At 63.4% G+C, this 26,755-nt stretch carries 21 protein-coding genes; 8 read left to right on the plus strand and 13 right to left on the minus strand.

The annotated features are described in order from the left end of the window. Positions 1-78: 78 nt before the first annotated feature. The 8 genes from ISP20_RS18510 to ISP20_RS18545 all read right to left on the minus strand — a co-directional run bounded on the left by ISP20_RS18510 (position 79) and on the right by ISP20_RS18545 (position 13,515). Entirely contained in the window at positions 79-1,065 is a 987-nt protein-coding gene (locus tag ISP20_RS18510; RefSeq protein ID WP_239536128.1) for a glycoside hydrolase family 43 protein, read from the minus strand. After that, positions 1,062-2,639 carry an exo-alpha-sialidase gene (locus ISP20_RS18515; protein WP_204637614.1) on the minus strand — a complete coding sequence of 526 codons (1,578 nt, stop codon included), beginning with the start codon at positions 2,637-2,639 and terminating at the stop codon, positions 1,062-1,064. The genes ISP20_RS18510 and ISP20_RS18515 overlap by 4 nt, the downstream gene beginning before the upstream one ends. A gap of 104 nt (positions 2,640-2,743) precedes the next feature. Next, positions 2,744-5,521 carry a TonB-dependent receptor gene (locus ISP20_RS18520; RefSeq protein WP_204637615.1) on the minus strand — a complete coding sequence of 926 codons (2,778 nt, stop codon included), beginning with the start codon at positions 5,519-5,521 and terminating at the stop codon, positions 2,744-2,746. A gap of 69 nt (positions 5,522-5,590) precedes the next feature. Then, complete coding sequence (locus ISP20_RS18525; protein ID WP_204637616.1) at positions 5,591-6,907, minus strand: GDSL-type esterase/lipase family protein; 1,317 nt, start codon at positions 6,905-6,907, stop codon at positions 5,591-5,593. 110 nt (positions 6,908-7,017) lie between these two features. Continuing rightward, entirely contained in the window at positions 7,018-8,076 is a 1,059-nt protein-coding gene (locus tag ISP20_RS18530; RefSeq protein WP_204637617.1) for a family 43 glycosylhydrolase, read from the minus strand. Between the two features lie 63 nt (positions 8,077-8,139). Continuing rightward, positions 8,140-10,971 carry a TonB-dependent receptor gene (locus tag ISP20_RS18535; protein ID WP_204637618.1) on the minus strand — a complete coding sequence of 944 codons (2,832 nt, stop codon included), beginning with the start codon at positions 10,969-10,971 and terminating at the stop codon, positions 8,140-8,142. A gap of 99 nt (positions 10,972-11,070) precedes the next feature. Next, complete coding sequence (locus ISP20_RS18540) at positions 11,071-12,255, minus strand: glycoside hydrolase 5 family protein (protein ID WP_239536130.1); 1,185 nt, start codon at positions 12,253-12,255, stop codon at positions 11,071-11,073. Positions 12,256-12,384: 129 nt separating this feature from the next. Continuing rightward, entirely contained in the window at positions 12,385-13,515 is a 1,131-nt protein-coding gene (locus tag ISP20_RS18545) for an aldose epimerase family protein (RefSeq protein WP_204637619.1), read from the minus strand. Between the two features lie 71 nt (positions 13,516-13,586). On the opposite strand from ISP20_RS18545, the gene ISP20_RS18550 reads away from it, so the two are divergent. The 8 genes from ISP20_RS18550 to ISP20_RS18585 all read left to right on the plus strand — a co-directional run bounded on the left by ISP20_RS18550 (position 13,587) and on the right by ISP20_RS18585 (position 20,494). After that, positions 13,587-13,802 carry a hypothetical protein gene (locus ISP20_RS18550; RefSeq protein ID WP_204637620.1) on the plus strand — a complete coding sequence of 72 codons (216 nt, stop codon included), beginning with the start codon at positions 13,587-13,589 and terminating at the stop codon, positions 13,800-13,802. Positions 13,803-13,941: 139 nt separating this feature from the next. Further along, positions 13,942-14,667 carry a FadR/GntR family transcriptional regulator gene (locus ISP20_RS18555; protein WP_204637621.1) on the plus strand — a complete coding sequence of 242 codons (726 nt, stop codon included), beginning with the start codon at positions 13,942-13,944 and terminating at the stop codon, positions 14,665-14,667. Continuing rightward, positions 14,664-15,584 (plus strand): 2-dehydro-3-deoxygalactonokinase, encoded by a 921-nt coding sequence (locus tag ISP20_RS18560; protein ID WP_204637622.1) that lies wholly within the window; start codon positions 14,664-14,666, stop codon positions 15,582-15,584. The genes ISP20_RS18555 and ISP20_RS18560 overlap by 4 nt, the downstream gene beginning before the upstream one ends. A gap of 4 nt (positions 15,585-15,588) precedes the next feature. After that, complete coding sequence (locus ISP20_RS18565) at positions 15,589-16,227, plus strand: 2-dehydro-3-deoxy-6-phosphogalactonate aldolase (RefSeq protein WP_204637623.1); 639 nt, start codon at positions 15,589-15,591, stop codon at positions 16,225-16,227. Next, positions 16,224-17,372 carry a galactonate dehydratase gene (gene dgoD / locus ISP20_RS18570; RefSeq protein ID WP_204637624.1) on the plus strand — a complete coding sequence of 383 codons (1,149 nt, stop codon included), beginning with the start codon at positions 16,224-16,226 and terminating at the stop codon, positions 17,370-17,372. Before ISP20_RS18565 ends, dgoD begins: the two co-directional genes overlap by 4 nt. Positions 17,373-17,374: 2 nt before the next feature. Continuing rightward, positions 17,375-18,136 (plus strand): SDR family NAD(P)-dependent oxidoreductase, encoded by a 762-nt coding sequence (locus tag ISP20_RS18575; protein WP_204637625.1) that lies wholly within the window; start codon positions 17,375-17,377, stop codon positions 18,134-18,136. Beyond that, on the plus strand, positions 18,133-19,038 hold the full coding sequence (locus tag ISP20_RS18580; RefSeq protein ID WP_204637626.1) for an SMP-30/gluconolactonase/LRE family protein: 906 nt from the start codon (positions 18,133-18,135) through the stop codon (positions 19,036-19,038). The genes ISP20_RS18575 and ISP20_RS18580 overlap by 4 nt, the downstream gene beginning before the upstream one ends. Beyond that, positions 18,968-20,494 carry a sugar porter family MFS transporter gene (locus tag ISP20_RS18585; protein WP_204637627.1) on the plus strand — a complete coding sequence of 509 codons (1,527 nt, stop codon included), beginning with the start codon at positions 18,968-18,970 and terminating at the stop codon, positions 20,492-20,494. The genes ISP20_RS18580 and ISP20_RS18585 overlap by 71 nt, the downstream gene beginning before the upstream one ends. Before the next feature lie 255 nt (positions 20,495-20,749). Here the strand turns inward: ISP20_RS18585 and ISP20_RS18590 are convergent, their stop codons facing one another. The 5 genes from ISP20_RS18590 to ISP20_RS18610 are packed head-to-tail and all read right to left on the minus strand — an operon-like array spanning position 20,750 to position 26,664. After that, the gene (locus ISP20_RS18590; RefSeq protein ID WP_204637628.1) at positions 20,750-22,594 is read right to left on the minus strand and encodes a T6SS phospholipase effector Tle1-like catalytic domain-containing protein; all 1,845 of its coding nucleotides are present in this window, start codon (positions 22,592-22,594) and stop codon (positions 20,750-20,752) included. Positions 22,595-22,634: 40 nt separating this feature from the next. Then, positions 22,635-23,147 (minus strand): DUF3304 domain-containing protein, encoded by a 513-nt coding sequence (locus ISP20_RS18595; RefSeq protein ID WP_204637629.1) that lies wholly within the window; start codon positions 23,145-23,147, stop codon positions 22,635-22,637. 60 nt (positions 23,148-23,207) lie between these two features. Continuing rightward, on the minus strand, positions 23,208-23,696 hold the full coding sequence (locus tag ISP20_RS18600; protein WP_204637630.1) for a DUF3304 domain-containing protein: 489 nt from the start codon (positions 23,694-23,696) through the stop codon (positions 23,208-23,210). 26 nt (positions 23,697-23,722) lie between these two features. Continuing rightward, complete coding sequence (locus ISP20_RS18605; protein ID WP_204637631.1) at positions 23,723-24,553, minus strand: DUF4123 domain-containing protein; 831 nt, start codon at positions 24,551-24,553, stop codon at positions 23,723-23,725. Continuing rightward, the gene (locus ISP20_RS18610; RefSeq protein ID WP_204637632.1) at positions 24,550-26,664 is read right to left on the minus strand and encodes a type VI secretion system Vgr family protein; all 2,115 of its coding nucleotides are present in this window, start codon (positions 26,662-26,664) and stop codon (positions 24,550-24,552) included. Before ISP20_RS18610 ends, ISP20_RS18605 begins: the two co-directional genes overlap by 4 nt. Positions 26,665-26,755 lie beyond the last annotated feature (91 nt).

The raw sequence follows: 26,755 nt of genomic DNA on the forward strand, positions 1-26,755 counted from the left end.
ACGATCACAGTTATTTCGCCTGAGAACGCCTGATGGTTACTCAGAGGGTGTTGGAACAGCATGAAGATGGATGGCGGCTCACTTGCCGCTCATGAAATCCGGCTCGCCCTTGTCGCTCCACGAGAACGGCATGATGTACGGCGCCCTGCGCGCCGTGCATTTCCAGTCCGGTCCGCCGTTGGCATGGAAGATGATCCAGTCCTGCTTGCCATCGGGCGACTTGAAGAAGCCGTTGTGGCCCGGCGCGTAGAAGCCGTGCGCGGGTGAACTGGCCAGCGCCTGCGTGGGCGATTTGCGCCACGAGGCGGGATCGAGCAGGTTGGCGTTCGCCTTCGCGCTCAGCAGGCCGAGGGAATAACCATCGGACCAGCAGGCGCTGGCGGAATAGGTGAGGAACACTTCACCCTTGGGCCCCTCGATGAACTCCGGCGCTTCGAGAATCTTGCGGCCGCCCTGCATCTCCCATGAGTAGGTGGGATGGGCAATGTCCACCTGCGGTTCGCCCAGCGTCCAGGGGTTGCTCATCGGCGCGATGATCAGGTCGCTGTGATCGTCGACATAGGCGGAATAGACGAAGTAGCGTTTGCCTGCGTGATCGAACACCGTGCCGTCGATGCCGGTGAGATGGGTCTTCAGCATGCCTTTGTCGACCCACTCGCCTTGGGTGGGATCGGCCGAGGCATTCTCCAGCACCCAGACGTGGCGATGCGCGTCGTCGTCATGTGCCTTGTCGGAGGCCGAGTAGTACAGGTACCACTTGCCGTCGAGGAAATGCAGCTCCGGCGCCCAGATCGAATGGGAGTTTGCGCCTTCGGCCGGTGGACGCCACACCACCACGGGCGTGGCGTCGGCCAGGCGCGTCATGTCCGTGGCCTTGCGCAGCGAGATGCGGTTGCCTTCGGTGCTCGTGTAGTAATACACACCGTCGCGCTGCGTCACCCATGGGTCGGGGCCCGTTGGCAGCAGCGGATGCATCGCCGCCGGTGTTTGCGCCTGCGCCGCCATGGCAAAGAGAACGCCTGCCGCCGCGGCGAATACTGGCTTCACACGACTACGCTTCATCATGGCTGACCTGCCGTGGCGGCATCGCCGTCGATCTGCAGATAGTCGACATCGACCGCGTGCGCGCCGCCGTCCACGTCGATGGTGTTGAAGCCCGGCAACAGCGACGCGGAGACGTTCTCCAATTGCCAGCCATCGTCGGTCTTGGTCACGTTGACGTTCCCGAGTCGCGAACCGTTGACCACGATGGATGGCTGCGAGGCCAATCCAAGATCGCTGAAGCGCACGACCAGGGCATGCTGGCCGCCGGTGCTGTTCACCACGAAACGCAAGCGTCCTTCCGGACCGGCAGCGAGTCGCGCCCTGCGCAGGTTGGAGGATTGCCGATTCGGCACCGCCACGGCATTGCTGAACTGCGCATCCTCCGCTTCGTAGCGATGGAAATTCAAAGTCGCCGAGTTGTAGAGCACCTCGTTGTGCTTCACGCTGGTCGGCGCATCGGGCGACGACGAGGTCGTGATGTGCAACATGCGGCCGTCGTCGCGCAGCAGCAGCGCCTGTGTCCAGCCTGCATGGATGTTGCCGGTGCGCTTCTGCACCGGTGCCCGCACCTCCCACCACGGGCCACGGCCGGAAGCATTGTTCCAGTACAGATCGCGGCCACCCTCTTCCGCGCCGCCGCCGCCACGCTCGGCGGAGATCACGATCACGCCCTCGGGACCGCCCAGTGGGAACCACGTCACCACCGGACACGCTGCAGGCCAGAAGCCGGAGAGCGTCATCACCGGTTCGCCGTGGCGTTGCGGATCGCCCCAGTCCAAACCATCGCGGCTGAACTTGATGAACACCTGGCCGTTGTTCGGGCCATCGATATTCTCGTAGGTCATCGCGTAGCGGCCATCGCCCAGGCGCGTGACCACGGCCATGCCGGGCCGCTGCACACCGCCGGGGATGGCGACGTCGAGCACTTCCTTGCCCCAGTGCTTGCCGCCGTCGTCGGAGACCTTGTGTCCCAGCGCCTGGTTGTAGCCTTCGGCCTTGTGCTGCTCGGTGGAGTAATAGGCCACCAGGCGGCCGTCATCGAGCACGTGGATGTTGGTTTCCCACACGCCCTTGTTGTCCTTGTCCTCCGGCCGGCCGCCGCCCTTGATGATCGAGCTGCGGTAATGCCAGGTCTTGCCGGCATCGGTGGAGGTGTACATCTGCAGGTCTTCCTCGTTCACCCTGCCCTTCGCATCGTTGCCAGTGGCATTGGCCGAGAGCACCAGCGTGCCGGCCGGAAGATCGCCGCTAGAGCGCCGCAGTTCGGTGATGTGCGGCTGCCAGCGCAGCTGCCAGTTCTTGTCCTTCGTATGCGTCTGGTCGGTGACGTTCATCAGGTAACGCCAGTGGTCGCCACCGTCGCGACTTTCCCATAGCGGCACACCCGCCATGCCGTCCTGTTCGAACGCCATCAGCAGGCGGCCTTTGTCTTCCGGCGAACCGTGCTCGATGCGCGTCACCGATACATAGCCGGAGCCGTCGACCAGATGCGTGCCGACCACGGGATCTGGCGTCTCTTGCGCCAGCGTCGGGCTGGACATCGCCGAAGCGATGCACACGGCAAGAGTGGACAAAGCGAAGGTCAAGCGAGTCATGCACGAATTCCCTGTTCACGCCGGCCACGGCGCACTGTCGAAGATGCTTCCCAAAAAATGGCGGGAACGGCATGTCACTACCGCTCCCGCCCAGTGGGAGAGGGTTACAGCTTGAAGCGCACGCCCAGGCCGTAGGTACGGTCCTGGTAACGGATGTCACGCGGGCGCGTATCGCCATCGCCCCAATACTGGTGCAGGTTCGCACCGAGGATATTGGTCGCGTTGAACACCACGGTGAAGTACTTGTTGATGTCGTAACCGAGCGAGAAGTCGACCTGGTTGGCCGGCTTGATCTCGTCGTTCACGCCCGCCACGGTCGGCTGGTTGAAACCATCGATGAAGCGGCTGCGGTAGTTGTACGCCAGTCGTGCGGACCAGCCGAACTTTTCATACATCAGCACGGCATTGCCGTTGTTCTTGGACACGTTCTGCAGCGGCGAGGTGACCACCGGGCCGCCGATGAACTGCGGCGAACGCGTGGAGCCTTCGATATAGGTGTAGTTGAGCTGCACGCCCAGGCCGTTCAACGGTTCGGGCAGGAAGTCGAAGAACTGCTGGTACGCGACTTCCGCACCGTCCAGGTGACCCGAGCCCGCGCTCTGCGGCGAGTTGAGCTGGTACGGCTGGCCACCGATGGTCACATCCGTCACGTAGTTCTGGATGTAGCCGTTGATGTCGCGATAGAACACGCTGCCGCTAACGTAGCTGGCCGGCGCGAAGTAGTACTCCAGCGAGGCGTCGTAGTTGTTCGAGCGGATCGGCTTCAGGTCTGGGTTGCCGCTGCTGGCCACGCCGGCACGGTTGATCGTGCCGGGGTTGAGCGACAACGACGGGTTGAGCTGGCCGAAGTCCGGATACGTCAGCGTCTTCGCCGCTACCAGGCGCAACTGCAGGTTGTCCTTGATGTGCAGGTTGAAGCTGAGGTTCGGCAGATACACCGGTGCGTTGGTGCCGTCGGATAGCGGCGTGTACGTGTTGGTGGAAGCGTCATAGGAGAACGCATCGAGGTTGCGCTTCACGCGTTCCACGCGCATGCCCATCAAGCCATCGAACGGCATGCCCCACAAGTCGTTGCCGTAACCAATCTGGAAGTAACCGGCGTAGGACTTCTCATCGATGTGATAGAAGCGGCCCGGGTTCTCCGCGGCCAGGCCCGTCGGTACGCCGTACAGCGTGCGAATGGCATCGGCATTGTTGGTCAGGTAGTTGAAGCAACCGCTGAGCCACGGTACCGGAATCGCGTTGGTGGTCGGCTGGCTGCAGAAGTAGCCGCTGGGGAAGCGCGCGATCACCTGGTTGGCCGGATTGGGATTGAGCGAGATATCGCCCGTTCCACCCGGCGGTGGCGTGGAGATCTCGACGCTGCCGTTGTACTGCGCCTTGTGATCGGAATAACGCAGGCCGAAGTCGATGTACTGGAAGAAGCTGCCGTTGAGATCGTAGTTGCCGTCGCCGCGCCACGCCGTCTGCTCGCCGCGCTGGTTGTTCCAGGTCTGGAACAGGCCGTTGAGGTAGTAGTTCGACGGGTTGTTGGCCGGATTGCCGAGCAACTGCCAGTTCTGCGCGCCATTCCACACGGTGGTGATCGGCGCCTTCAGGAAGGTGTCGACGATGATGGTCTGCTCATGGAACGAGGTGGAGTTGAACGACAGGTCGGTCGACAGGTTCAGGCGATCGCCATGCCACTTGGCACCGATCGAGTTCTGGATGTCGTGGCCCCATTCCTGGTGCGCCTGCGTGCTGGTGGCCGCATAGGTGTTGCCGGTCCAGGTGCCACTGGCCGCATCGCAGATCGTCTGGCCGTAATAGGTCGAACCGGTCAACTGGTTGGCGTAGCAGTTGTTGGTGACCTTGATGTTCTGCGGATCGACCGAGCCGACCGGGAAGCTGAAGAAGAACGGCTGGTTGTAGTTGTCCGAATCCCAGTCGTACAGGCCTTCGACGTAGATCTCGGTGCTGTCGTTGGGCTTCCACTGCAGCGCGTAGTTGAATTCCTGGCGCGTGCGGTCGCCGATGTTGTAGTCGGCGCCGAAACCGTTCGGGGCGGAGATGAGATTCCCGCTGGACGTTCGCACGGGATCGCCGGCACCGGTGGTCAACACTTTCGGGAAGTCGTCCCACACAGCGTTATAGGCGTAATGCTGCCGGTCGTAACCGACGTTCATCAGGGCGCCGAACTCGCCGAGGTCGGTCTTCCAGCGATCGCTGAGCAGCAAGCTGCCGGTCGGGTCGGTGTGATCGCCGTACTTGCTGTGCGTCTCGTTGAGCGACGCAGCCACCTTGGCGCCGTCGAAGTCGAACGGACGGAACAGCTGCATGTCGACCATGCCGGCAATGCCGCCATCGGGCAGGCTCGCTTCGCTGGTCTTGTAGACCTGCACGGTTTTCACCGCCGTGGCCGGCAGGTTCTGGAACGCGAACGCGCGGCCCACGCCGCTGAAGATTTCGCGGCCGTTGAGCGTGGTGATCACATTGGGCAGGCCGCGAATCACCACCGAGCTGGTTTCGCCCTGGAAGCCCTGCGCCACCTGCACGCCGGTGATGCGCTGCAGTGCGTCGGCCACGCTGTTGTCGGGCAGCTTGCCGATGTCCTCGGCCACGATCGAGTCGGTGATCATGCGCGAGTCCTGCTTGAGCGTTTGCGCGCTCTGCAAGCTCTCGCGCAGCGGCGTCACCACCACGCCTGACAGGTTCACGGCGTCTTTCTGTTGCGCGTCGGAGGCGGTGGCCGCCTTCTTGGGTGCATTGGCGGGCGGCGTGGTGGTGTCCGTCGACTGTTGCGGATCGGCAGGCGCTGCCGGTGCATCGGCAGCGTGCGCGACGCCGAACGAGGCGGCGATAGCGGCTGCCAACAAGGTTCTGTGGATCTGTGTGCGAATCATGGAAAGCCTCCCCTCAGAGGTCATAGCTCACCGGCTGACGCCGGCGTTGTCGTGATCAGGGCACTGCCTTCACTCCCCAGCGGTGCCTGTTCGTTTGGAAATCCGGTGTTGCTTGCGCGATCTCGACGCGTGGCCGGCCTGGCATCCCAACCAGGCCAACGGAACCGCCTGGGCCATGGCGCGATAGCCCTCGTCGTTCGGATGAATGTGGTCGCCGCTGTCGAAGCGCGTCTGCATGCGTGTGGGTTGTGCGGGATCGCGCAACGCCGCGTCGAAATCGGCCACGCCTTGGTAAACCGTGGCCTGCCGCACCCATGCGTTGATGGTTTGGCGCGCTACTTCACCTTGCGGCGTAAATGCGTTCTCGGTGCCGCCGAAGGGTGGCAAGGTGGCGCCGTAAACGGTCAGGCCATGTTGCTTCGCGCGCTCGGCGATACGCTGCAGTGCCGCGATCACCGGTGTCGCCATGGCGTTGGCATCGGGCTGCGCAAGGCCGGCCGCGTGCGCCGCCATGGTCGGCTCGCCGATGTCGTTGATGCCGCCCAGCAACAGCAGGAATCTGGCGCCGCTCACCGACAACACGTCCGGCGACAGCCGTTCCAGCATGGGCTCGCCCTGGCCGAAATTGCCGAGGGCACCAGCCACCGGGTTGCCGTCGATACCCATGTTGATCACCGGCGTCACGCAGCCCGCATTCGCCAGCCGGGCAGCCAATTGCTCGGGATAGCTGTTTCCCACGCTGGCGCGGAACCCGTTGGTGATGGAATCACCCAGGGCCACCAGCACCGGCGTGGGCGTCGCCGTCATCACATCGACTCGCGTCAGCCAGTCATAGCCCGGCGCCGTAGTGGCGTCGGTGAAGGAGACGTCGCCGGTATGGTCGCCGGCGCCGGACAACGACTGCCTCATACGTGAGTCCGTATGCCAGGACGCCGGCTCCGCGCGACCTGGCACGTAGAGACTCACCGCCAGCCGCTGGCCCGCGTGCAGTTCGAACGGCAGCGCATCGGTGTCGATTGCGCTTTTCGCCGGTAGCGTGAAGGCACGTTTGCCCTGCACCGTGAGGTGCATCAGCGTCGATACTTCGATGCTTTCTCCGTGCGCTGCGGCGCGGGCTACGGTGATGGCGCCGATGTCGACGGGCGTCGCACCATAGCGATTGTCCAGGTGCAGACGAACATGGCCGCCGCCGACACCGACGGTCAGCATTTCGCGCACGGTCTGCCCTGCGATGGGCAGATTCTTCGGCGGCTGCGGCAACTGGATGTTGGGCTCGATCGGATTGCGCAGCGGTGCCACACCCCACGCGGTCGTCCACGTTCCTTCGGCGCCCATGGCCGCGGGTGCAGCCAGTGCGCTGGCAACGACCAGCGCGAGAGCGAACAAAAAGTTGACCGGGGCGCGCACGCGGATTGCGCGGGAGGAGGTTGCGCAGCCAGCGGCGCGCCCGGTCAGGGGGGAACCATCGATCGGTGGTGGTCGATGCGGAAGCACGTTCATCGCTTCGCCGCCGCGTCGTCGCCCGAAGGCTTCTCAATCGCCACGCCCGGATCCACCGGCGTGCCGAGCAAAGGCGCGCCCAGCGCATCGAAGCGCATGGGCTGCATGCGGATATCGCGGCAGGCGTAAGCAGGCGAGCAGTCCAGGCGCTCGATGGCGTGATACACGTTCCACGCCTGCTTGCCGTCCGGCGAAGGCACGAACACCACCGAACCCGGACCGTAGACCTTGCCGTGGTGGTCGAAGATCGGGCCGGACTTGTGCCACGCCGACGCATCGAGCGGCGAGCCGCCCTTACCCAGCGTCAGCAGACCCACCGCATAGTCATTGGGGATCCAGCTGGCGCTGCCTGAGTACGTGATATAGGTGCGACCCTCGCGGGCATAACCCACGGGGCCTTCCTGGATCGGTTTATCACGCGTTTCCCACGCTTCCGTCGGCGTCGACAGAAACACCGTGGGCCCGTCCACGTGCACGGCGTCGCGCATCGGTGCCAGGCAGATGCGTTGCGGAAATGCCGAGTCGCCTTGATTGGTGCAGGACCAGGTGAGATACAGCTTGCCGTCCGCTGCCGTAAACACATTGGGATCGATGCCCCAGTGGTCGGTGGAAGCATCGAGCTGGCCGTGCGGCAAGCCGGTATCCGCTTCGGTGAATTGGCCCAGGCCGTTGCCCTTGCCATCCGAGGTCAAGGCAAACAGGCGGTGGTGATTGTTGTCGCCATCGTCTGCCGCGTAGTAGATCACCCAGCGGCCATTCACGCGGTGCAGCTCGGGCGCCCAGATCTCCTTGCCATTCGGATCGCTGCCGCGATGGGGCGTCCAGAGCCCTTGCCATGGCGCGGTGGCCAAACCCGTCAGAGTGCGCGACTGCTTGACGCAGATCTCCGCCACGCCGCAATGGGAGCTGCTGTAGTAGTACACCCCGTCCTCATAGGTGACCCATGGGTCCTGCCCCACGAACACGGGGTTGGTGAACGTTTCGGCCGCGCACGGCAGGGCCAGCAGCCAGAGACCGCTAAGCCATCCCCATCGACGCGACTTGCCAGCTTTCACCGTACATTGCTCCAGGGTGGTGGCCCCGTGCTTCATCACGCGAAGCACGGGGCGTGGTCTGCTTTACAGCTTGAAGCGCACGCCAAGACCGACCGAGCGGTCCTGGTAACGGAGATCCTGCGGCATCGACTTGCCCGAACCGGCATAGGAATGGAAATCCTTGCCGAGCAGGTTGGTGGCGTTGAACACCACGGTGAAGTACTTGTTGATGTCGTAGCCAATCGAAAGATCGAGTTCGCTGGCCGGCACGTCGTACATCTGCGCGTTGTTGCCCAGCACGCTGCTCGCCGCGAGGAAGAACTCCGGATAGCGGCTGCGATAGCTGTAAGCCAGTCGCGCCGATACGCCGTACTTCTCGTACATCAGCACGAGGTTGTAGTTGTTCTTGGAGACGTTCTGGAACGGAGCACTGATGAAACCGTCGCCGGTCATCGAGGGCGTCTTCAGCTTGCTGTCGATGTAGGTGTAGTTGGCCTGGAAGCCCAGGCCGCTGAGCGCCCCCGGCAGCGAGGTGAAGAACTGCGTGTAGCCCAGTTCCGCGCCTTCCAGATGGCCCGAACCCGCACTCTGCGGACCGGAGATCAGATAGGTGATACCGCCGATGTTCTGCTCGAACGTGTAGTTTTCGATGTAGCCGGTGATGTCGTGATAGAACACGCCGCCGGTGAGCGAGCCCACATCGCTGAAATACCATTCCAGCGTGGCGTCGTAGTTGGTCGACTTGGTCGGCTTCAGGTACGCGTTGCCACCTGCGCCGGTGGCGATGGTGTTGGCGGTCGGCGGGCTGAGCGAGAGCGACGGATTGAGCTGGGTGAAGTCCGGATACTGCAGCGTCTTGCCGGCCGACAGGCGCATCTGCAGGTTGTCGCGCAGATGCAGGTTGAAGGTCGCATTCGGCAGCGCGGTGCGCTGGCTGGTGTTCAAGCCGATCGGCGAATACAGCTGGGTGGAGCTGTCATACGTGAAGGCATTGAGATCGCGATTGATCTTTTCCAGACGCACACCGATCACGCCGTCGTACGGCAGGCCGAACATCTCGTTGCCGTAGTTGAGCTGGCCGTAGAGCGAGTAGGTCTTCTCGGTGATGTCGAAGTACTGGCCATCCTGTGCCGGCAGGTTGCCTGGCGCCAGACCATAGAACTGGCGCAGCGCATCGGCATTGTTCAACAGATAGTTGTAGCACCCGGTGAGCGCACTGCCAGGCACCGCCGCCGTGCGCGGCACGTTGCAGAAGTACTGCTGACCGAACAGGCCGAGCACGTTGTTGGCCGGATTGGGCGAACCATCGGGCAGGTAGGCGCCGCCCGGAGGACCCTGGTCGAACTGCGCGCCGGTCGCCTGCGCGTTGGTATTGGCATAGCGCGCGCCGAAGTTGATCGAGTTGAAGAAGCTGCTATCGAAGCTGTAGTCGCCATCGAAGCGCCAGGCCGTCTGCGTCGCCCGGTTGTTGTTCCACTGCTGGTACAGACCGTTGAGGTAGTAATTGGCCGGGTTCATCTGCGGTGTGCCGGCCAGGCCCCAGGTGTTCGGATAGTTGTAGTACGTGGTCAGTGGCGACGAGGAGGCATCGAGGAAGGTATCGATGACGAAACGCTGGTTCTGGTAGCTCGAGGCGTTGCGCGTGAGGTCGGTCGACAGATTGAGCTTGTCGCCATGCCACTTCAGGCCAATCGCGTTCTGGATGTTGTGGCCCCAGTCCTGATGCGCCTGCGTACTGGTGGCAGCGTAGTAGTTGCCGGTATACGACGCGCTGGTGGTCGGGCAGATGGTCTGGCCGTAGTACGGCGAACCGGGCGTGCCGACCGGGAAGCACGAGCCGCTCACCGTATACGCCGACGGCGCCACCACATTCTGCGGACCGGAGAAGTAATACGGCTGGTTGTACTGATCGGAAAGCCAGGTGTAGAGGCCTTCCACGTAGACTTCGGTGTTGTCGTTGGGTTTCCACTGCAGCGCGTAGTTCATTTCCGGGCGCTTGCGCCAACCCACGTTGTAGTTCGCGCCGAACTGGTTCTGCGCCACCACCAGATCGCCGTTGGGCGTACGGATGGGGTTGTTCGAACCATCGGTCGCCACGCGCGTGAGGTTGTTGTCCACGTACGACACGTTGTAGTCGTAGTGCATGGTGGTGATGCCGGTGTTGAGCAGCGCACCGAATTCGCCGGCATCGGTATGCCAACGGTTGCTGATCAGGAAGCTCGCGGTGGGATCGGTATGCGCGCCATATTCCTGATTGGTCTCGGTCAGCGTGGCAGCGACCTTCAAGCCCGGGAAGTCGAACGGGCGGAAGGTGCGAATGTCCACCGTGCCCGCGATGCCGCCGGTCACCATGGTGGCATCGGTGGATTTGTACACGTCCAGACCGCTCACCGCCGTGGCGGGCAGATCCTGGAATGAGAACTCGCGGCCGCCCGAGCTGAAGATTTCGCGGCCGTTGAGCGTGGTCACCGCATTGGGCAGACCGCGGATCACCACCGAGGTGGTCTCACCCTGGAAACCCTGCGCCACCTGCACGCCGGTCACGCGCTGCAGTGCGTCGGCCACGCTGTTGTCCGGCAGCTTGCCAATGTCCTCGGCCACGATCGAATCGACGATCAGCGGGGAATCCTGCTTGATCGACTGCGCGGTCTTCAGGCTGTCGCGCAGCGGCGTCACCGTCACGCCGGCCAGGTTCTGGGCGTTCTGCGTCGAGGCCTCGGTTTGTGCCGCGATGCCGGCCGCCGTGCTGGGCTTCTTGGCCGGCTTGGCGTCGGTGGCGGTCTGCGTCGTCGTGGCCGTGCCGTTCTGCTGCGGTTCGTCGCTGTTCGCTGCGGTGGTGTCGGCGGCATGCGCCACGCTGAAGACGGCGGCGATGGCGGCGGCAAGCAGGCTGCGTTGAATGTGGGTGCGAATCATCTCTTCACTCGGGGGCATGCAGCGTCAGTCGTGCCGACGCTGTCGTTATGGGTATCGCCAGCGTGGGGTTTCGCGGCGCGTGGGTAGGTCCTTCGTTGGTCAGCGCGATGTCGCTCCCGCCGACAAGGGGTAGCTCAACGCATCCGCCGGCACGACACCGCGAGGCGCGTGCGACAGCGAGCGCAGAATGTCGATCTCGCGCTGGCGATAAGGCTTGCCGTCGGCATGGAAAAGGTCGTGGAACCACAGCGTCGGCGGCGCCATGGTGTACGGGCGCTGCCACGAATCCCACGGCATGTTGGTCTGCGATTTGCCGACCACGAAACCCCAGTTGACCATGCCCACGTCGGCCTTCTTGGCGATCGGAAGAATGCCGTCGATGGTCGAACCATTGCCTCGCGCCATGTACTCGGTGCAGATCAACGGACGTCCATACGTCTGCAGCTGCTTCACGCGGCCGGCAAAGGTTTCCGGCCAGCTGTAGTCGTGGAAGCTGATCACGTCGGACTGCTCGATCTGCGTGCGCTCGACAGCATTGAGCTTGGCAGGATCGGACCAGTCGTCGTGATGCCAGACACCGCTGGTGAGCGGCTGCACCGGCGCCGCGCTGCGCGCCCAGGCAAACACCTGCGGCAGCAACTTGGCGACGTGGCCTTCCTTGTCCTTGGGTTCCCTGGCGTCGTAGTTGCCGCCGCCCGGGTTATCCGGTTCGTTCCACACGTCCCATGCCAGGATGCGCTGATCCTTGGCGAAGCTGCCGACGATGTCCTTCACGTACTGCTCGAGGCGCGGGTACTGACTGGGATCGGTCATCGCCACACCCGGGCTCTGCACCCAGCCGGAGTTGTGCACGCCGGGAATCGGCGGGTGCTGCGGGCCGAGCTTCGGCTCCGGATCCCAGCACGAATCGAACAGCACGAAGATCGGCTTGATGCCGTGCTTGTTGGCGATGGTGAGGAAGCTGTCGATGCGCTTCTTGAAGCCCGCCGCATCCTGCTGCCACAACAAGTCGTGCAGGAACACGCGCATGGTGGTCATGCCGGCCTGTTGTGCCCAGCCGAACTCCTGGTCGATGCGCGCGGGATCGAACGTGTCGGCCTGCCACATCTCCAGCTGGTTGATGGCGTTCGCCGGCAGGTAGTTGCTGCCCAGCGGCCACTGCTGCTTGGCATACCAGGCCTTGGCTTCCGCGGGCGTCCAGCGTTGCGACGCGTCGCGCGCATGGGACGGCGCGGCGAACGTTGCCGCCAGACCCATGGCCACTGCCAACAATGCGTACTTCATCTGCTCTCCCTCAGGTGGCGTCGCGACGGACTCGAGCGACGCATTGGTTATGCGCGGCCGCCTTGTTTTGGAGACAAAGCGACCCTACGGACGCCCTCGCGAGCGTCCTTGCAGCGACTGTTCGTTGGGTCAGTGCGCTCCGCGCGCCGACTCGGTGGTGAACTCGTACACGATCAGGTTTCGGTACTCATGGCCCGGCTCCAGCCGTGCCGAACCGAACGACGCCTGGTTGGGCGTGTCCGGGTAGAGCTGCGGTTCCAGCACGAAGGCATCGCCCTGGCGGTAGACGTGACCGCCGGTACCCACGGTGGTGCCGTCGAGGAAATTCCCCGAGTAGAACTGCAGACCGGGCTTGCTCGACTTGAGCGTCAGCACGCGGCCGGAGGCCGGATCTTCCACTCGCGCTACGACGCGCAGCGCGGGCGCTTCGTCCTTGCTGATCACCCAGTTGTGGTCGTAGCCGTGACCGTTGAGCAACTGGACGTCGTTGGTACGGATGTCGCGACCGATCGGCTTGGCCTGGCGGAAATCGAACGGTGTGCCGGCGACCTTGCGGATCTCGCCAGTCGGAATCGAACCCGCATCCACCGGCAGGTAGGCTTCGCCAGGGATGGTGAGGCGATGCTCCATCACACTGCCCGAACCCTCGCCAGAGAGGTTCCAGTAGGCGTGGTTGCTGAGATTGACGATGGTGGTCTTGTCGGTGGTGGCGCGGTAGTCGATGGAAAGATGGTTCGCTTCGTCGAGCGTGTAGGTCACCGTGGCGGTGAGCTTGCCCGGATACCCCATGTCGCCGTCGGGACTGGCATAGCTGAGCGTCACGCTGGCCTTGTCGGCGTCGTGCTTCACCTCGCCCACCGTCCACAGCACCTTGTCGAAACCCTTGCTGCCGCCGTGCAACGAATTGACGCCGTTGTTGACCGGCACGCTATAGGCATGCCCGTCCAGGGTGAACTTGCCCTTGGCAATGCGGTTGGCATAGCGGCCCACGGTGGCGCCGAAATACTGGGGATTGCCGAGGTAGTCGGCGAGCGTCGCATAACCCAGGGCGATGTTCGCGCTCTTGCCGTTGCGGTCCGGCGTGGCCAGCGACTGGATGCTCGCACCCAGCGCGATGATGCGCGCCGTCATGCCGTGCGCATTGCTCAGCACCACCGCATCCACCTTGCGGCCGTCGGGCATGCTGCCGAAGGTCTCGCGCTTGGCGTCAGCCGCATGCGCAGCCATCGACAACGTCGCCAGGCCTAGAATCGAAGCCATCAAACCTGCACGCTGCATGTCCCTGGTGTCCCCTTCGGCGTATCACGATGGACCGCATGCAATCACATTGTATGATTATCGTGCAAGTGTTCATCGGCACCGAAATTTTTCTTGGTGCGATGCGGCATTGCGCGAAGTGGCCTGCTCGAAAAAACGCAAAGCGGCGCTTTCATGCGATGTTCGGAGGCGACCACGTTGGCGCGGCCGGCGTCATGCGGATGAGAACTTTCTGCATTGCGTCATCGCATGTTCCTACCCGCGATGACCCATCCAGCACCGGCGCATGAAAAAATCGATGCAAAACACCTTGGCATCCGCCACCCAAGTTGCTTATAGTCGGTTTGTATGACAATCGAATCGGGCGCTTCCAATATGCCTGCACGCGCACGGATCACCCTTCGTCAGGGCCAGGGGTCAGAGGATTTCATGAAGAAGCCGATCGCAGTTCGTAGCCTGTACGGGCATGTCATGCACGAGATCGGGCTGCGCATCGTCAGCGGCAAGGTGAAGCCGGGCGAGATCCTGCCGCGCGAGGAAACCCTCGCCGAAAGCCTGCAGGTGAGCCGCACCGCCTTGCGCGAGGCGTTGAAGGTGCTCTCGGCGAAGGGCCTGATCGAATCGCGCACCGGCGTGGGCGCCCGCGTGCTGGAAGAGCGCTCGTGGAACCAGCTGGACGCCGACGTACTGGCCTGGCGCTGCGCCTCCATGCCGACGGACGACTTCGTCGACAAGCTGGTGGAGATGCGCGAGATCATCGAGCCGGCCGCCGCCGCTGCCGCCGCGCGTCGTCGCACGACCGCGCAGCTGGCGCACATCGAAGAGGCGTACAACGCCATGGATGCCGCGCAGACGCTGGACGAGTGGTCCACCGCCGACCTGATGTTCCACGACGCGGTGCTGCACGCCACCGGCAACGAATTGATGCAGTCGCTGTTCTCGGTGATCGAAACGGCGCTGGGCACGTTCTTCACCCTGTCGGCGCGCAGTGCCAGCGACTTCAAGTATTCGCTGCCGTATCACCAGAAGGTGCTCGAAGCGATCAAGCGCAAGCAGCCGGAAGTCGCGCGCAAGACCATGCAGGCGATGATCGCCGATTCGCAGACCAACCTGCACCGTAGCCGAGGCAAGGCGCGCAAGAAGGCTAGCGCGTGACCACCTGTCTTATCGGCCTGGACTGGGGTAGCACGCACCTGCGTGCTTACCGTTATGACGGTCAGGGCCAGGTGCTGGAAAAGCGCGCGCTTCCCTATGGCATACGGCAGCTGCCCGAAGGCGGCTTTCCCGCGGCGTTCGAACAGGCGGTCGCGCAATGGCCCGACGTGCCCGTGCTGGCGTGCGGCATGGTGGGCAGTCGCAACGGCTGGTTGGAAGTGCCTTATCTGGATACGCCCACCAGCGTGGATCGTCTCGCCGGTGCACTGACCACGTTGAACGCTGCGGGACGCACGCTGCATCTGGTGCCGGGGTTGCGCGATCCGTCGCGTCCGGATGTGATGCGCGGCGAGGAAACGCAAGTCGTCGGCGTGCTGGTGCAATCGCCCGAGATCGCCCGCCACGGCTGCCTGCTGTTGCCGGGCACGCACAGCAAGTGGGTGTCGCTGCGCGACGGCGAAATGACCGGTTTCGCCACGGTGATGACGGGCGAGCTGTTTGCGTTGCTGACCCAGCATTCGATCCTCGGCGCTTCGCTGCCGCCAGCCGTCGATGACGAGAACGCGTTTCGTCGCGGCGTCGGCACGGCGCGCGACAGCGGTGCGGCCGGCGCGTTGTCGCGGGTGTTTTCCGCGCGCACCTTGATGCTCGATGGATCGCTGGCAGCCACCTCCGTCGCCGACTATCTCTCCGGACTGCTGATTGGCGACGAGCTGCGCATCGCAGTCGCCGCCGGCTGGGCCGACGCGTCGTCGAGCGTACAGATGGTTGGCGAAGGCGCCCTTTGTGATCGCTACCTCAAGGCGGCGGACATCTTCGGGCTCACTATCCGGCAAGCCCCCGACGCCACCACCTCGCACGGCCTCTGGCGCATCGCCGCGGCGGCCGGCCTGATCCCCACGCAAGCAACGGCATGAACCCATGAAGGCTTGGCTCGATCCCCTCCCCCTCGTCGCCATCCTGCGCGGCCTGACGCCCGACGAATCGGTCGAGATCGGTCGCGTGTTGGTGGACGCCGGCTTTCGCATGCTGGAAGTGCCGCTCAATTCGCCGCAGCCGTTCGAGAGCATCCGGCGTATGAGCGAGACATTGGGTGATGAATACCTGGTGGGCGCGGGCACCGTGCTCGATCCGGCCAACGTCAAGAAAGTCGCCGATGCCGGTGGCCGCCTGATCGTGATGCCGCATGCCGACGTCGCCGTGATTCGCGCTGCCAAGGAGGCGGGTCTCTACTGCGTGCCGGGTGTCGCCACGCCAACCGAAGCATTCGCCGCGCTCGCCGCCGGTGCCGACGCGCTGAAGCTTTTCCCCGCCGAACAAGCCAGCCCCGCCGTGCTCAAGGCCTGGCGCGCCGTGCTACCCAAGGATCTCGCCGTGTTGCCGGTAGGCGGCATCGCGCCGGACAACATGGGGCCGTGGCTTGCCGCTGGCGCGGGCGGCTTCGGCATCGGTTCGTCTCTCTACGCTCCCGGCCGCCCGGCCAGCGATGTCGCGACGCGTGCGCGCGCCTTCGCCGACGCCTGGCGCAGCCACTCTGTTGCAAAAGGATCGCATGCATGAAGATCACTCGCCTCACTACCTTCCTCGTTCCCCCGCGCTGGTTGTTCCTGCGCATCGAGACCGATGCGGGCATCGTCGGCTGGGGTGAGCCCATCGTCGAAGGTCGCGCGCATACCGTGGCGGCGGCGGTGGACGAGCTGTCCGATTACCTGGTCGGCAAGGACCCGCGCCACATCGAAGACCTGTGGAACGTGATGTATCGCGGCGGCTTCTATCGCGGCGGCCCGGTGTTGATGAGCGCCATCGCCGGCATCGACCAGGCGTTGTGGGACATCAAGGGCAAGGATCTCAACCAGCCGGTGCATCAGCTGCTCGGCGGCCCGGTGCGCGATCGCATCCGCGTGTACTCGTGGATTGGCGGCGACCGCCCGGCCGACACCGCGCGTGCCGCCAAGGAAGCGGTGGCGCGCGGCTTCACCGCGGTGAAGATGAATGCCACGGAAGAACTGCAATACGTCGATACGCACGACAAGGTCGAGCTGGTGATCGAAAACGTGCAGGCGATCCGCGATGCGGTGGGCCCGCATATCGGCATCGGCCTGGACTTCCACGGCCGCGTGCACAAGCCGATGGCCAAGGTGCTGATGCGCGAACTGGCGCCGTACAAACTGATGTTCATCGAAGAGCCGGTGCTTTCCGATCATCTCGAAGCACTGCCGGAACTGGCCGCAATCTCGCCCGCGCCGATTGCACTCGGCGAGCGCCTGTACACGCGCTACGACTTCAAGCGCGTGCTGCAGATGGGCGGCGTGGACATCATCCAGCCCGATCCCTCGCACTCGGGTGGCATCACCGAAACGCGCAAGATCGCCGCCATGGCCGAAGCCTATGACGTGGCCCTCGCGCTGCACTGCCCGCTCGGCCCGATCGCGCTCGCCGCGAACCTGCAGCTGGATGCGGTGTGCCACAACGCCTTCATCCAGGAACAGAGCCTGGGCATCCACTACAACGCCGGCAACGATCTGCTCGACTACGTGACGGATCGCAGCGTGTTCTCGTACAAGGATGGCTTCGTCGCCATCCCCAATGGCCCGGGCCTGGGCATTTCGGTGAACGAGGAATACGTGGCCGAACGCGCGGCGGTGGGCCATCGCTGGCGCAACCCGATCTGGCGCCACGCCGACGGCAGCGTGGCGGAGTGGTAAGCATGACGTTCGCGACCTACCCCAGCCTTGCCGACCGCCACGTCTTCATCTCCGGCGGCGCCACCGGCATCGGCGCGGCGTTCGTGGAGCAGTTCGCGAGGCAGGGTGCGCGCGTGTCGTTCATCGACATCGATCAGCCGAACGGCGAGCAGCTCGCGGCGAGTCTTGCCGCCTGCGAGCATCGCCCGTTGTTCGTGCGCTGCGATGTCACCCAACTCGATGCCCTGGAAGCAGCCATCGCCACGGCGCGCGAAGTGCACGGCCCCATCGGCGTGCTGGTGAACAACGCCGCGAACGACGTGCGCCATGCCTTCGGCAGCACCACGGCCGCCGAATTCGACCAGAACATCGCGATCAATCTTCGCCATCAATATTTCGCCACCCAGGCCGTGCGCGACGACATGCGCTCGCTGGGCGGCGGCTCGGTGATCTGCCTCGGCTCCACCGGCTGGATGAAGAAGAATGCTGGCTACCCGATGTATGCGATGGCGAAATCCGCCGTGCATGGACTGGTCAACGGTCTCGCGCGCGAACTGGGGCATGACCGCATTCGCATCAACGCGCTGGTGCCGGGCTGGGTGATCACCGAAAAGCAGCGCCGCCTCTGGCTCGATGCCGACGGCGAAGCGGAGATTGCGCGCGTGCAGTGCATGCCCGGTTACCTGATGGCCGACGACCTGGCGCGCGCCGCGCTGTTCCTCGCCGCCGACGACAGCGCCATGTGCACCGGACAGGATTTCATCGTGGACGGTGGCTGGGTATGAACGTGCGCGCGGCCGTCGCCATGCAGGTACACAACACGCTAGGCGAAGGCGTCACCTGGTGCGATCGTGGGCAGGTGTTGTACTGGACCGATATCCACGCCTCCACCCTATGGCGTTATCGTCCGCATGACGGCGCCCTGCATCAGTGGACCATGCCGGAGCGGCTCGGCAGCTTCGCACTCTGCGATGCCGACGGCTGGCTGCTGCTGGGACTCGAATCGCGCCTCGCGTTCTTTCATCCCTCGACGCAGGCAATGGTCCCCGTCACCGACGTGGAAGCCGATCTGCCGACGCGGCTGAACGATGGCGCCTGCGATCGCCAGGGCCGTTTCGTGTTCGGCACGCTGCATGAGCCGGCCGCCGGTCCGAAGCAAGCCGTGGGCGGCTTCTATCGGCTGAATCACGATCTGACGCTGGAGCGCCTGCCCCTTCCCGGTGTGGCGATAAGCAACAGCATCGCGTTCAGTCCCGATGGCGGCACCATGTATTTCTGCGATTCGCCGACGCGCCGCATCCAGTGCTGCGACTACGGCGACCGCGTCGACAACGTGCGCAACTTCGTCACCCTGGACGATCAACGCGGCGAACCCGACGGCTCCGCCGTCGACCGCGACGGCGGCCTGTGGAACGCCCAATGGGGATTGGGCCGCGTGGTGCGTTACACACCACAGGGGCAGCTCGATCGCATCGTCGAAGTGGCGGCCTCGCAACCGACCAAGCCGGCGTTCGGCGGCACCGATTTCTCCACGCTCTACATCACCAGTGCGCGCGACGGCCTCGACGCGGCCTCGCTTGCAGATCAACCGTATGCCGGCGCCTTGTTCTTCGCCGATGCAGGTTTTCGTGGCATGCCGGAACCGCGTTTTGCGGGGCCGCCGCCACACGTCATCGCCGCCGCATAGGGATAGCGGCTCACCTACGAAAGCTCATAGAAACACCATCACCGCTTGCGGGGGAGTTTTAGCAATGAATGCCCAAGCCATTACGTCGACAGCGACGTCATCCAAGGCCTTTGTCGTGTTCGTCTGCGTGCTTGCCGCGCTGGCGGGCCTGATGTTCGGCCTCGATATCGGCGTCATCTCCGGCGCCAGCCAGTTTATCCAGGCCGAATACAAAGTCAGCGATCACACCATCGAATGGATCGTCAGTTCGATGATGTTCGGTGCCGCCGTGGGCGCGCTCGCTGCCGGCTGGTTGTCGGGACATCTGGGACGCAAGCGCTCGCTCGTACTCGGCGCTATCTTGTTTGTGATTGGCTCGCTGCTCTCGGGCTTCGCCTGGTCGCCGGAAACGCTGATCGCCGCGCGCGTGGTACTGGGCCTGGCCATCGGCATCGCTTCCTTTACCGCACCGTTGTACCTGGCCGAAGTGGCGCCGGAACATATCCGCGGCGCGATGATCTCGACCTATCAGCTGATGATCACCATCGGCATCTTCGTCGCTTTTCTTTCAGACACCGCCTTCAGCTACAACGGTGCGTGGCGCTGGATGCTCGGCATCATCGCGATTCCCGGCGCGCTGTTCCTGCTCGGCGTGTTGTTTCTTCCCGACAGCCCGCGCTGGTTATTGATGCGCGGTCGCCGTGAGGAAGCGATCGATGTGCTGCAGCGCCTGCGCGGCGACCGCGCCGTGGTCGCCCGCGAAACAGCCGACATCGAAGAACAGCTGAAGACCCCGCAGCGCGGCTGGCACCTGTTCGCCGAGAACCGCAACTTCCGCCGCTCGGTGTGGCTGGGCGTGCTTCTGCAGCTGATGCAGCAGTTCACCGGCATGAACGTGGTGATGTACTACGCGCCGCGCATCTTCAAGGAAATGGGTTACGACACCTCGGCGCAGATGTGGTTCACCGCCCTGGTCGGCCTCACCAACGTCCTGGCCACCTTCATCGCCATCGCGCTGATCGACCGCTGGGGCCGCAAGCCCATCCTCTATACCGGCTTCACCGTGATGGCCGTCGGCCTGGGCGTGGTCGGCACGATGATGCACAACGGCATCCACGACCACAGCGCGCAGATCTTCACCGTGACGATGCTGCTGATCTTCATCGTCGGCTTCGCCATGTCCGCCGGCCCGCTGATCTGGACCCTGTGCTCGGAAATCCAGCCGCTCAAGGGGCGCGACTTCGGCATCGGCGTGTCCACGTTCACCAACTGGATCTGCAACATGATCGTGGGCTTCACCTTCCTCAGCCTGCTCAACAGCATCGGCAATGCCGGCACGTTCTGGATGTACGCTGCGCTCAACGCGGTCTTCATCCTGCTCACCTTCTGGCTGATTCCGGAAACCAAGGGCGTGACGCTGGAGCAGATCGAACGCAACCTGTTGAGCGGGAAGAAGTTGCGCGATATCGGGCGCTGAGGGTTCGGCGCTGGTTTGAGAAAACCTGCCGCACCGAAAGGGCGGCAGCTTTTTTTTGGCTCGCAATGAAGCGCGCACCTTAGCTCGTCATTCCGGCGCAGGCCGGAATCCAGTAGCGACCACGTCCGACCTTCACGAAAGAGCACATCAACGCATCGCGATAACCAGAGCGAGCGTCCAAGGGATTCCGGCTTGCGCCGGAATGACGGGCGCTACCACCGCGTCGCCCGATCACGGCGACGCAGCTTCTGTCCCCTAGAAGCCGATACCGTTGTTATCGATGTGGTGCTGTATCTGCTGCCGCTGGATTTCCCATTCGCTCGGTGCGGGCGGCGGCGGTGCGGGCAAGGCGCCGGTACGCGCCGTGTTGTCACCTGAGTAGAAACGCCGATAGCGCAGATAGCCTTCCGGCTCCCAACTTCCAGGGATGAAGTCGAAGCAGCCGGTCCAGCCGAACTTGGTGTCGAAGGGTTTGAAGCCGGCATAGGAATCGTGGGCGTAATTGGCAAACAGAAAAGCTTGCGGCGTGAAAAGCTCGGGATTATCCGGCGTGCCCAGTATGGCGTGAGCGCGCAGATTGGCCAGCAGATCGCGCGCATCCTCGGCCAGCTTGCGCGCCGCACGGCCGGTATCGCCCATCACATACTTGACCAGCGGCGTGCGCGATAGCGCGTCATGCCAGGCGGCGGACCACGCGGTGTCGGTGGCATCCAGAACTTGGATATCCGCTAGCAAGGTGTTGTTGGCACCAATCAAGTCTTCCCGGTCTTGCGCATCGGCGCGGGCCAGCCAGGACAACTTAGTGCCGTAGACCTCGCGTACCTGATAGCGCCAGGCCAGATAGGCCAGCAAGTATTGCGACGCAGTGCCGCTGCGCGGCACCGCGTTGATGAAGTTGTTATAGGCTTGGCGAACATCGGGGTGGACTTCGAAGGGGTCGTAGTTTGACTCCTGCACTAACAATGCGTTTGCTCGGGCGAGCGGCACGCCCACGGTACGCGCGGCTTGATACATCAACTCCAGCGGCATCTGCGACAGGCGGTCGCTGTGATGGCCACTGGGGCAACGGCCCTGATCGTTGGGTCCGTAGCCACCGCCGGTATCCGAGTGCATGCCGGGCATCAGGTACTGCACACAGTTGGGCGGCATCACGCCATCCGGCCCGCGCACCGACTCCACCGGAAAGCTGGCGCGGTTCTCGTGCATGGCCATGTAGTGCACGCACTGCTTGATCTTGGGCGAGATGCGCAGCGCCTCCGGCGTGGCCCAACCACAATGGCCATTGCTCAAGTCGAACGGCAGCGTGCGATTGGCCAGCCCCACCGAACTGACCGTATCGAAGATGCCCAGGAAACGTATCGTCACCGAGACGCCGCAAAGCTTGTCGCCTTCGAACAGTTCCGCCAGCCAGTTGCAGAACACGCGCGCCTGCATGGCGCCACGGGAGAAGCCGAACACATCGATGATGATCGAGATCAGCGAGGGCTTAGATGTTCCCGCCACGCGTTCGCCAATGACCGCCGCATGTTTGCGTAGAAAGCGGAGCGCGTGGCGACGGTCACCCGTGGCGCCATCGCTCAGCAATCCACCGATCTCGTCCATGTCCCAGGGCTTCAACGCAAGCACGTCATCCACGCCGCCTTCCAGGCGTGTGAGCGTGCCGTCCGATCGCAAATGGCGCCTGCTATTGCGGCACATGGCTTTGATGGCTTCAGGCTCGAATAGCGCGTGTTTTGCAATGGAGCGATGAATGGCATTCAGAACAAACAACAGGCCATGATAGATACGCCCCTCGCAGCCTTCGCCGAAGCCCATGCCGAACTTGGCTGGCTTGTCTTCACCGATGGGACCGCATGGCGTACCTGCACCTTCGATATACAGGCGGTAATAGCCAAGCTCAGGACGATCCGGATACGCCGCAAACAGGCGAGCGACGTTGCTTTCCTTGCGATAGGCCAGTTGTGTCATACCCAAGCCCACGCTGCAGCTGTCGGCCTCATCCCAATTGCGATTGTTGCCGGTGCCATCAAAGAACACACTGATATTCAAAGGTAGTTCGCATCGCTCGCCTCGTGGTAGCGCTTGCGGAAACACCGGCATCACACCGGGCGTGTGACCTGCCGGATGAACTTGAAAGATCTCAGTCATTGAAAATCTCCTTGGCCTTCTGTTCACCGAGACAGCGAGCAACCCATTCCCTGTTGGCCCACGGAAATTTCTGCGGAATGGAATCACTTGGACCGGGGTAGTCGGCGGCGCCCGGATCAGCATTGGAGGACACCACCCTGACCGAACCATCTGCCAGAAAGTGCACCCACAATGTTCCCACCCTGTCATAGCGTTCCACCGGTACGCGGCGCTCAAACTCTTCGCCATGGCAATCGCGCCAGTTGGTCACATTCCAACGCACCATCACGCTCATGCCCGGATGCCATTGCCGCGGCAGCGACACGCAGCACACCATGCTTCCTCCCTTGCCCGCCTGAAACCCGCTATGCCCATCCACCGAAAACTCCTGCACGCTCAGGTGATCGGCCAGATGATCGATGCCGGTCAGTCCCGCACCCACGGTGTCTTCCTGCGGCTCGCGACACGCGGCCACGCCGCTGCATAGCCAAACCATCAGCAGCCACCAAGCCAGCTTGCGTGTCATCCGTGGCATACCGCGTGCTCCCTGGGTGCTCCAAGTCGATGCGGATGAACTTGAAAGATCTCAGTCATTGAAAATCTCCTTGGCCTTCTGCTCACCGAAACAGCGAGCGATCCATTCCCTGTTTTTCCACGGAAACTTCTGCGGAATGGGATCGTGTGGCCCGGCATAAGCTGGATTTCCTGGGCCCGGATTGGCGGATACCACTCGCACCGAGCCATCCGACAGAAAGTGCACCCATACCGTTCCAACCTCGTCATAGCGCTCCACCGGTACGCGGCGCTCAAACTCTTCGCCGTGGCAATCGCGCCAGTTGGTCACATTCCAACGCACCATCACGCTCATGCCCGGATGCCATTGCCGCGGCAGCGACACGCAGCACACCATGCTTCCTCCCTTGCCCGCCTGAAACCCACTATGCCCATCCACCGAAAACTCCTGCACGCTCAGGTGATCGGCCAGATGATCGATGCCGGTCAGTCCCGCACCCACGGTGTCTTCCTGCGGCTCACGGCAAGCTGCCAAGCCAACGCAAAGCCACAAGGCCAGCATCCACTGCCTCATCTCACGTGCACCGATCACGAGGACCTGCTGCGACTGACCCGGGAGAAGGCCAATAGCCGATCCACTCGGCCGGTGACTTTGGCGTCGCGCAATGCCGCCTCGTAAGGCGCCTGGAGATAAATGATGCCGGCGGTTTGCCACATCACCTGATTGGTGACCACCTGCAACGGCACGCTGTCGATGCGTAGGCGCCGCAGCCAGGCGATGGTCTGCGCGGTCCACTGCTCGTGCTGCCATTCGTCGCCTTGGCTAGGCGCACCTGCGAGCGCGTCGTAAGTGGCTTCCATCAATTGGCCACAGCGAGAGGCGTCCAGCAGGTTGTGCCACTGCATCGAAGAGAGCACGAGTGGTAGTGCCGCTGGAGTGGACGGCTGCGCTGAACCGCTTGCCGGCAGCAGTTGAACAGGGCCTCGTCGGGTGATGATTTCCCAGGAGGCGAGCGGACCGATCATGTCGGCTTGTTGCCGCGCGTCGAGCACGTCCCAGACGGCCTGGACGGCGCGGCTGTCGGCGCAGCGAAAGTAGTACTGCTGATCATCGTGTGTGGCGAGATGGCGCAACTGGCGCAGATGCCGCTCAAGCACAGCGGTAGAAGAGCGGCAGATCAACAGTCCACAGGCGAAGCGCCGCGCATCGCCGCAGCCAGCGAGCGCTTGTGCCAGATCGATGACATCCGGCGTGGCCTGGATGAGAAGAGGCCCGACGGTACCAGCTTGCTCTCCAAGATCGTCGTAAAGACGGCGCAGGTTTGGCTGCGCCTGCAACCAGTCATATGGCTCGGTGCCGTGCAGCAAGGCCGCGTCAAAGATGAAATAGCCGTCTGATGGCGAGGTTGTGCGGCTCATACCGGCACCACGGGAGCACCTGTCAGTGCGGCGCTTAAAAAGCAGGTGACGCAGAAATCGTCGCCGAGTCCGATTTGGGGATGACCCTGGATGGCGAAGGAATGGCCCTCGGCGTGGTTCTGCTGCTGCAAGGGGCCTTTGAAGCGAATGAGCAGACCTTCGATAGCGATACCGTCATCGCTGAGCGTGATGCTGCCGCCAGGACCGCGAAAGACCGCGCGGTCACCCGCCTGCAACTGGTACCGCTGCGTCTTCCGCTCGATGCTCTGTCCCGCGCTGAGCTTGTGGTGGCCCTGAACCGTCTGCTCGACATGGCCGCCGACATCGCTGAGGTGATTGGCGGTGGTTTGATCCTTGCGGTGGTTGCCGACGTTCTCGATGCGATCCTTGCCGAGGGTGATCGTGTGGTTGCGCTCGATAGTCAGGAATGAGTCCTGTCCAAGCTTGTGCGTGCGGTCGCGGCCGATGGTCAACTGCTCATTGTTGCCTACCGATTCCGTGCGGTCACGCCCGATGCTGATGGTTTCGTCGTGCTCGACGTTTTCTTTGCGGTCGTGACCGACGAAGGTGGTTTCATCGTTGTTGACGTGGATGTTCTGGTCTTTCTGCGCGTGGACAAAGATTTCCTCCTGGTCTTTCTCGTCTTCGAAGCGCAATTCGTTGTAGCCGGTTCCTTTGTGGGTCTGGCTCTTGATGCTCATGCGCGTCTTGTGGCGCGGCAGTTCGTAGGGCGGTGGGCTGGGCGCGGTGTACACGCGCGAGGTCACGACAGGCTGGTCCGGATCGCCATCGACGTAGTCCACCAGCACCGATTGACCGATGCGCGGGATGGCGATATGGCCCCAGGCGGCGCCGGCCCAGTTCTGGCTGACGCGCACCCAGCAGGAGCTGTGTTCGTCGTTGTTGCCGTAGCGATCCCAGGAGAATTGCAGGCGCACGCGGCCGTATTCGTCGGTGAAGATTTCTTCCCCCGGAGGGCCCACCACGACCGCGGTCTGCGGTCCATCGATGCGTGGCTTGGCGTAGAGCGGCGGTCTCCACTCGATGCGGTCGGGGATGATCTGCGCTTCGTAGCTGTAAAGCGTGCCGACCATGGCCTCGGCGCCGTCTTCTTCCTGGCTGGTGGTCTGGGTGCCGGTGTGCACCATGCCTAGCACGCGCCAACCAGTGTCCCATGCTTCGCGTGGATGGCCTTCCAGATCAAAGGCAAGCCCGGGTTGCAGCCGCGCATCGTCGCCCTCGACTACGGCGATCTGGGCGTCCCGGCGCAGCGACAGCAGACGGGTCTTCGTGAACGGCTTGCCTACCGTGTCGGCTTGCTTGTAACGGCCCGGGTAGCCGTAATACTCATAGTCCCCACCCTGATGGGCCAGGTTGCTGCCGGTACTGCACGTTTCATGGTTGTACGCGGGGCGGTGAAAGCTGTAGTCGCGTTGCGTCGCGATGGCCGTGCGCACGTTTTCGCTGTAACGGAAGGCGCGCAGGCAAGGCTCGGCTTGGTCGCCGCCGGGCGTGGCGTTGTAGATCACCGGACCGCCGGTGATCACACCGTGGGTGTACAGCACGTCGCCTTGAATCAGCCGGTGGCCGTGTTCGCCGTGTTCGAAGGCGTAGTACAGGCCCTCTTCCGCACTTAGCCGGGCGAAGAAGTCGAGGTCCGATTCGCCCGGCTGAACGCAATACTCGTGCGCCGCGTGTTCCTTGCTAAGCACCTGCCTGACGTCGACGATGCCGGAGCGATTGAGCACGGCTTGCAGAATCTGCGGGACGGTCTGCTGCTGGAAGATGCGCCAGTCGCTGCGTAGTCCGGCGCGTGCAAGCTGTGGTTCCACGACTACGCAATAGCGTGTACGCCTAAACCCTGTCGCCCCCTGGCTAACGGATGACACGCTCCCATGCACGTAACGAACGGCCTGCTCGCCGCGCCAAAGAGTGAAGAGCGCGGGCTGATCGAGCAACTTGCCGAAATCCACCGAGGGGTTATCGGAGCTGAGATCGACGGTCAGCGTGAATAACTGGCTGAGCGATTCGTCCAGCGTGAAAGCCAGCACATCGAAGGTAAGTCCACTGGCTGGTTCAAAGGTGAAACGAAGATCGGTATGGCGCGGCATGAGCGACAATGCAGGCGAAAGGAGTGTCGATAGACCTTGCCTTACCGCTCCTGCCCGGAATGCCAGAAAACACTGGTAATGCTATGCGCCT

The sequence above is a fragment of the Dyella kyungheensis genome (genome assembly GCF_016905005.1).
GTDB classification, from domain to species: Bacteria; Pseudomonadota; Gammaproteobacteria; order Xanthomonadales; family Rhodanobacteraceae; genus Dyella; species Dyella kyungheensis.

What these genes read in the sequence shown, in the direction of transcription:
- ISP20_RS18550 (WP_204637620.1), top strand. Translation starts at nt 13,587, where the DNA reads ATGATTATCGTGCAAGTGTTCATCGGCACCGAAATTTTTCTTGGTGCG.
- ISP20_RS18605 (WP_204637631.1), bottom strand. Translation starts at nt 24,553, where the DNA reads ATGAGCCGCACAACCTCGCCATCAGACGGCTATTTCATCTTTGACGCG.
- ISP20_RS18575 (WP_204637625.1), top strand. Translation starts at nt 17,375, where the DNA reads ATGACGTTCGCGACCTACCCCAGCCTTGCCGACCGCCACGTCTTCATC.
- ISP20_RS18600 (WP_204637630.1), bottom strand. Translation starts at nt 23,696, where the DNA reads ATGCTGGCCTTGTGGCTTTGCGTTGGCTTGGCAGCTTGCCGTGAGCCG.
- dgoD (WP_204637624.1), top strand. Translation starts at nt 16,224, where the DNA reads ATGAAGATCACTCGCCTCACTACCTTCCTCGTTCCCCCGCGCTGGTTG.
- ISP20_RS18510 (WP_239536128.1), bottom strand. Translation starts at nt 1,065, where the DNA reads ATGATGAAGCGTAGTCGTGTGAAGCCAGTATTCGCCGCGGCGGCAGGC.
- ISP20_RS18545 (WP_204637619.1), bottom strand. Translation starts at nt 13,515, where the DNA reads ATGGCTTCGATTCTAGGCCTGGCGACGTTGTCGATGGCTGCGCATGCG.
- ISP20_RS18610 (WP_204637632.1), bottom strand. Translation starts at nt 26,664, where the DNA reads ATGCCGCGCCATACCGATCTTCGTTTCACCTTTGAACCAGCCAGTGGA.
- ISP20_RS18520 (WP_204637615.1), bottom strand. Translation starts at nt 5,521, where the DNA reads ATGATTCGCACACAGATCCACAGAACCTTGTTGGCAGCCGCTATCGCC.
- ISP20_RS18515 (WP_204637614.1), bottom strand. Translation starts at nt 2,639, where the DNA reads ATGACTCGCTTGACCTTCGCTTTGTCCACTCTTGCCGTGTGCATCGCT.
- ISP20_RS18565 (WP_204637623.1), top strand. Translation starts at nt 15,589, where the DNA reads ATGAAGGCTTGGCTCGATCCCCTCCCCCTCGTCGCCATCCTGCGCGGC.
- ISP20_RS18540 (WP_239536130.1), bottom strand. Translation starts at nt 12,255, where the DNA reads ATGAAGTACGCATTGTTGGCAGTGGCCATGGGTCTGGCGGCAACGTTC.
- ISP20_RS18580 (WP_204637626.1), top strand. Translation starts at nt 18,133, where the DNA reads ATGAACGTGCGCGCGGCCGTCGCCATGCAGGTACACAACACGCTAGGC.
- ISP20_RS18585 (WP_204637627.1), top strand. Translation starts at nt 18,968, where the DNA reads ATGCAGGTTTTCGTGGCATGCCGGAACCGCGTTTTGCGGGGCCGCCGC.
- ISP20_RS18590 (WP_204637628.1), bottom strand. Translation starts at nt 22,594, where the DNA reads ATGCCGGTGTTTCCGCAAGCGCTACCACGAGGCGAGCGATGCGAACTA.
- ISP20_RS18555 (WP_204637621.1), top strand. Translation starts at nt 13,942, where the DNA reads ATGAAGAAGCCGATCGCAGTTCGTAGCCTGTACGGGCATGTCATGCAC.
- ISP20_RS18535 (WP_204637618.1), bottom strand. Translation starts at nt 10,971, where the DNA reads ATGATTCGCACCCACATTCAACGCAGCCTGCTTGCCGCCGCCATCGCC.
- ISP20_RS18595 (WP_204637629.1), bottom strand. Translation starts at nt 23,147, where the DNA reads ATGACACGCAAGCTGGCTTGGTGGCTGCTGATGGTTTGGCTATGCAGC.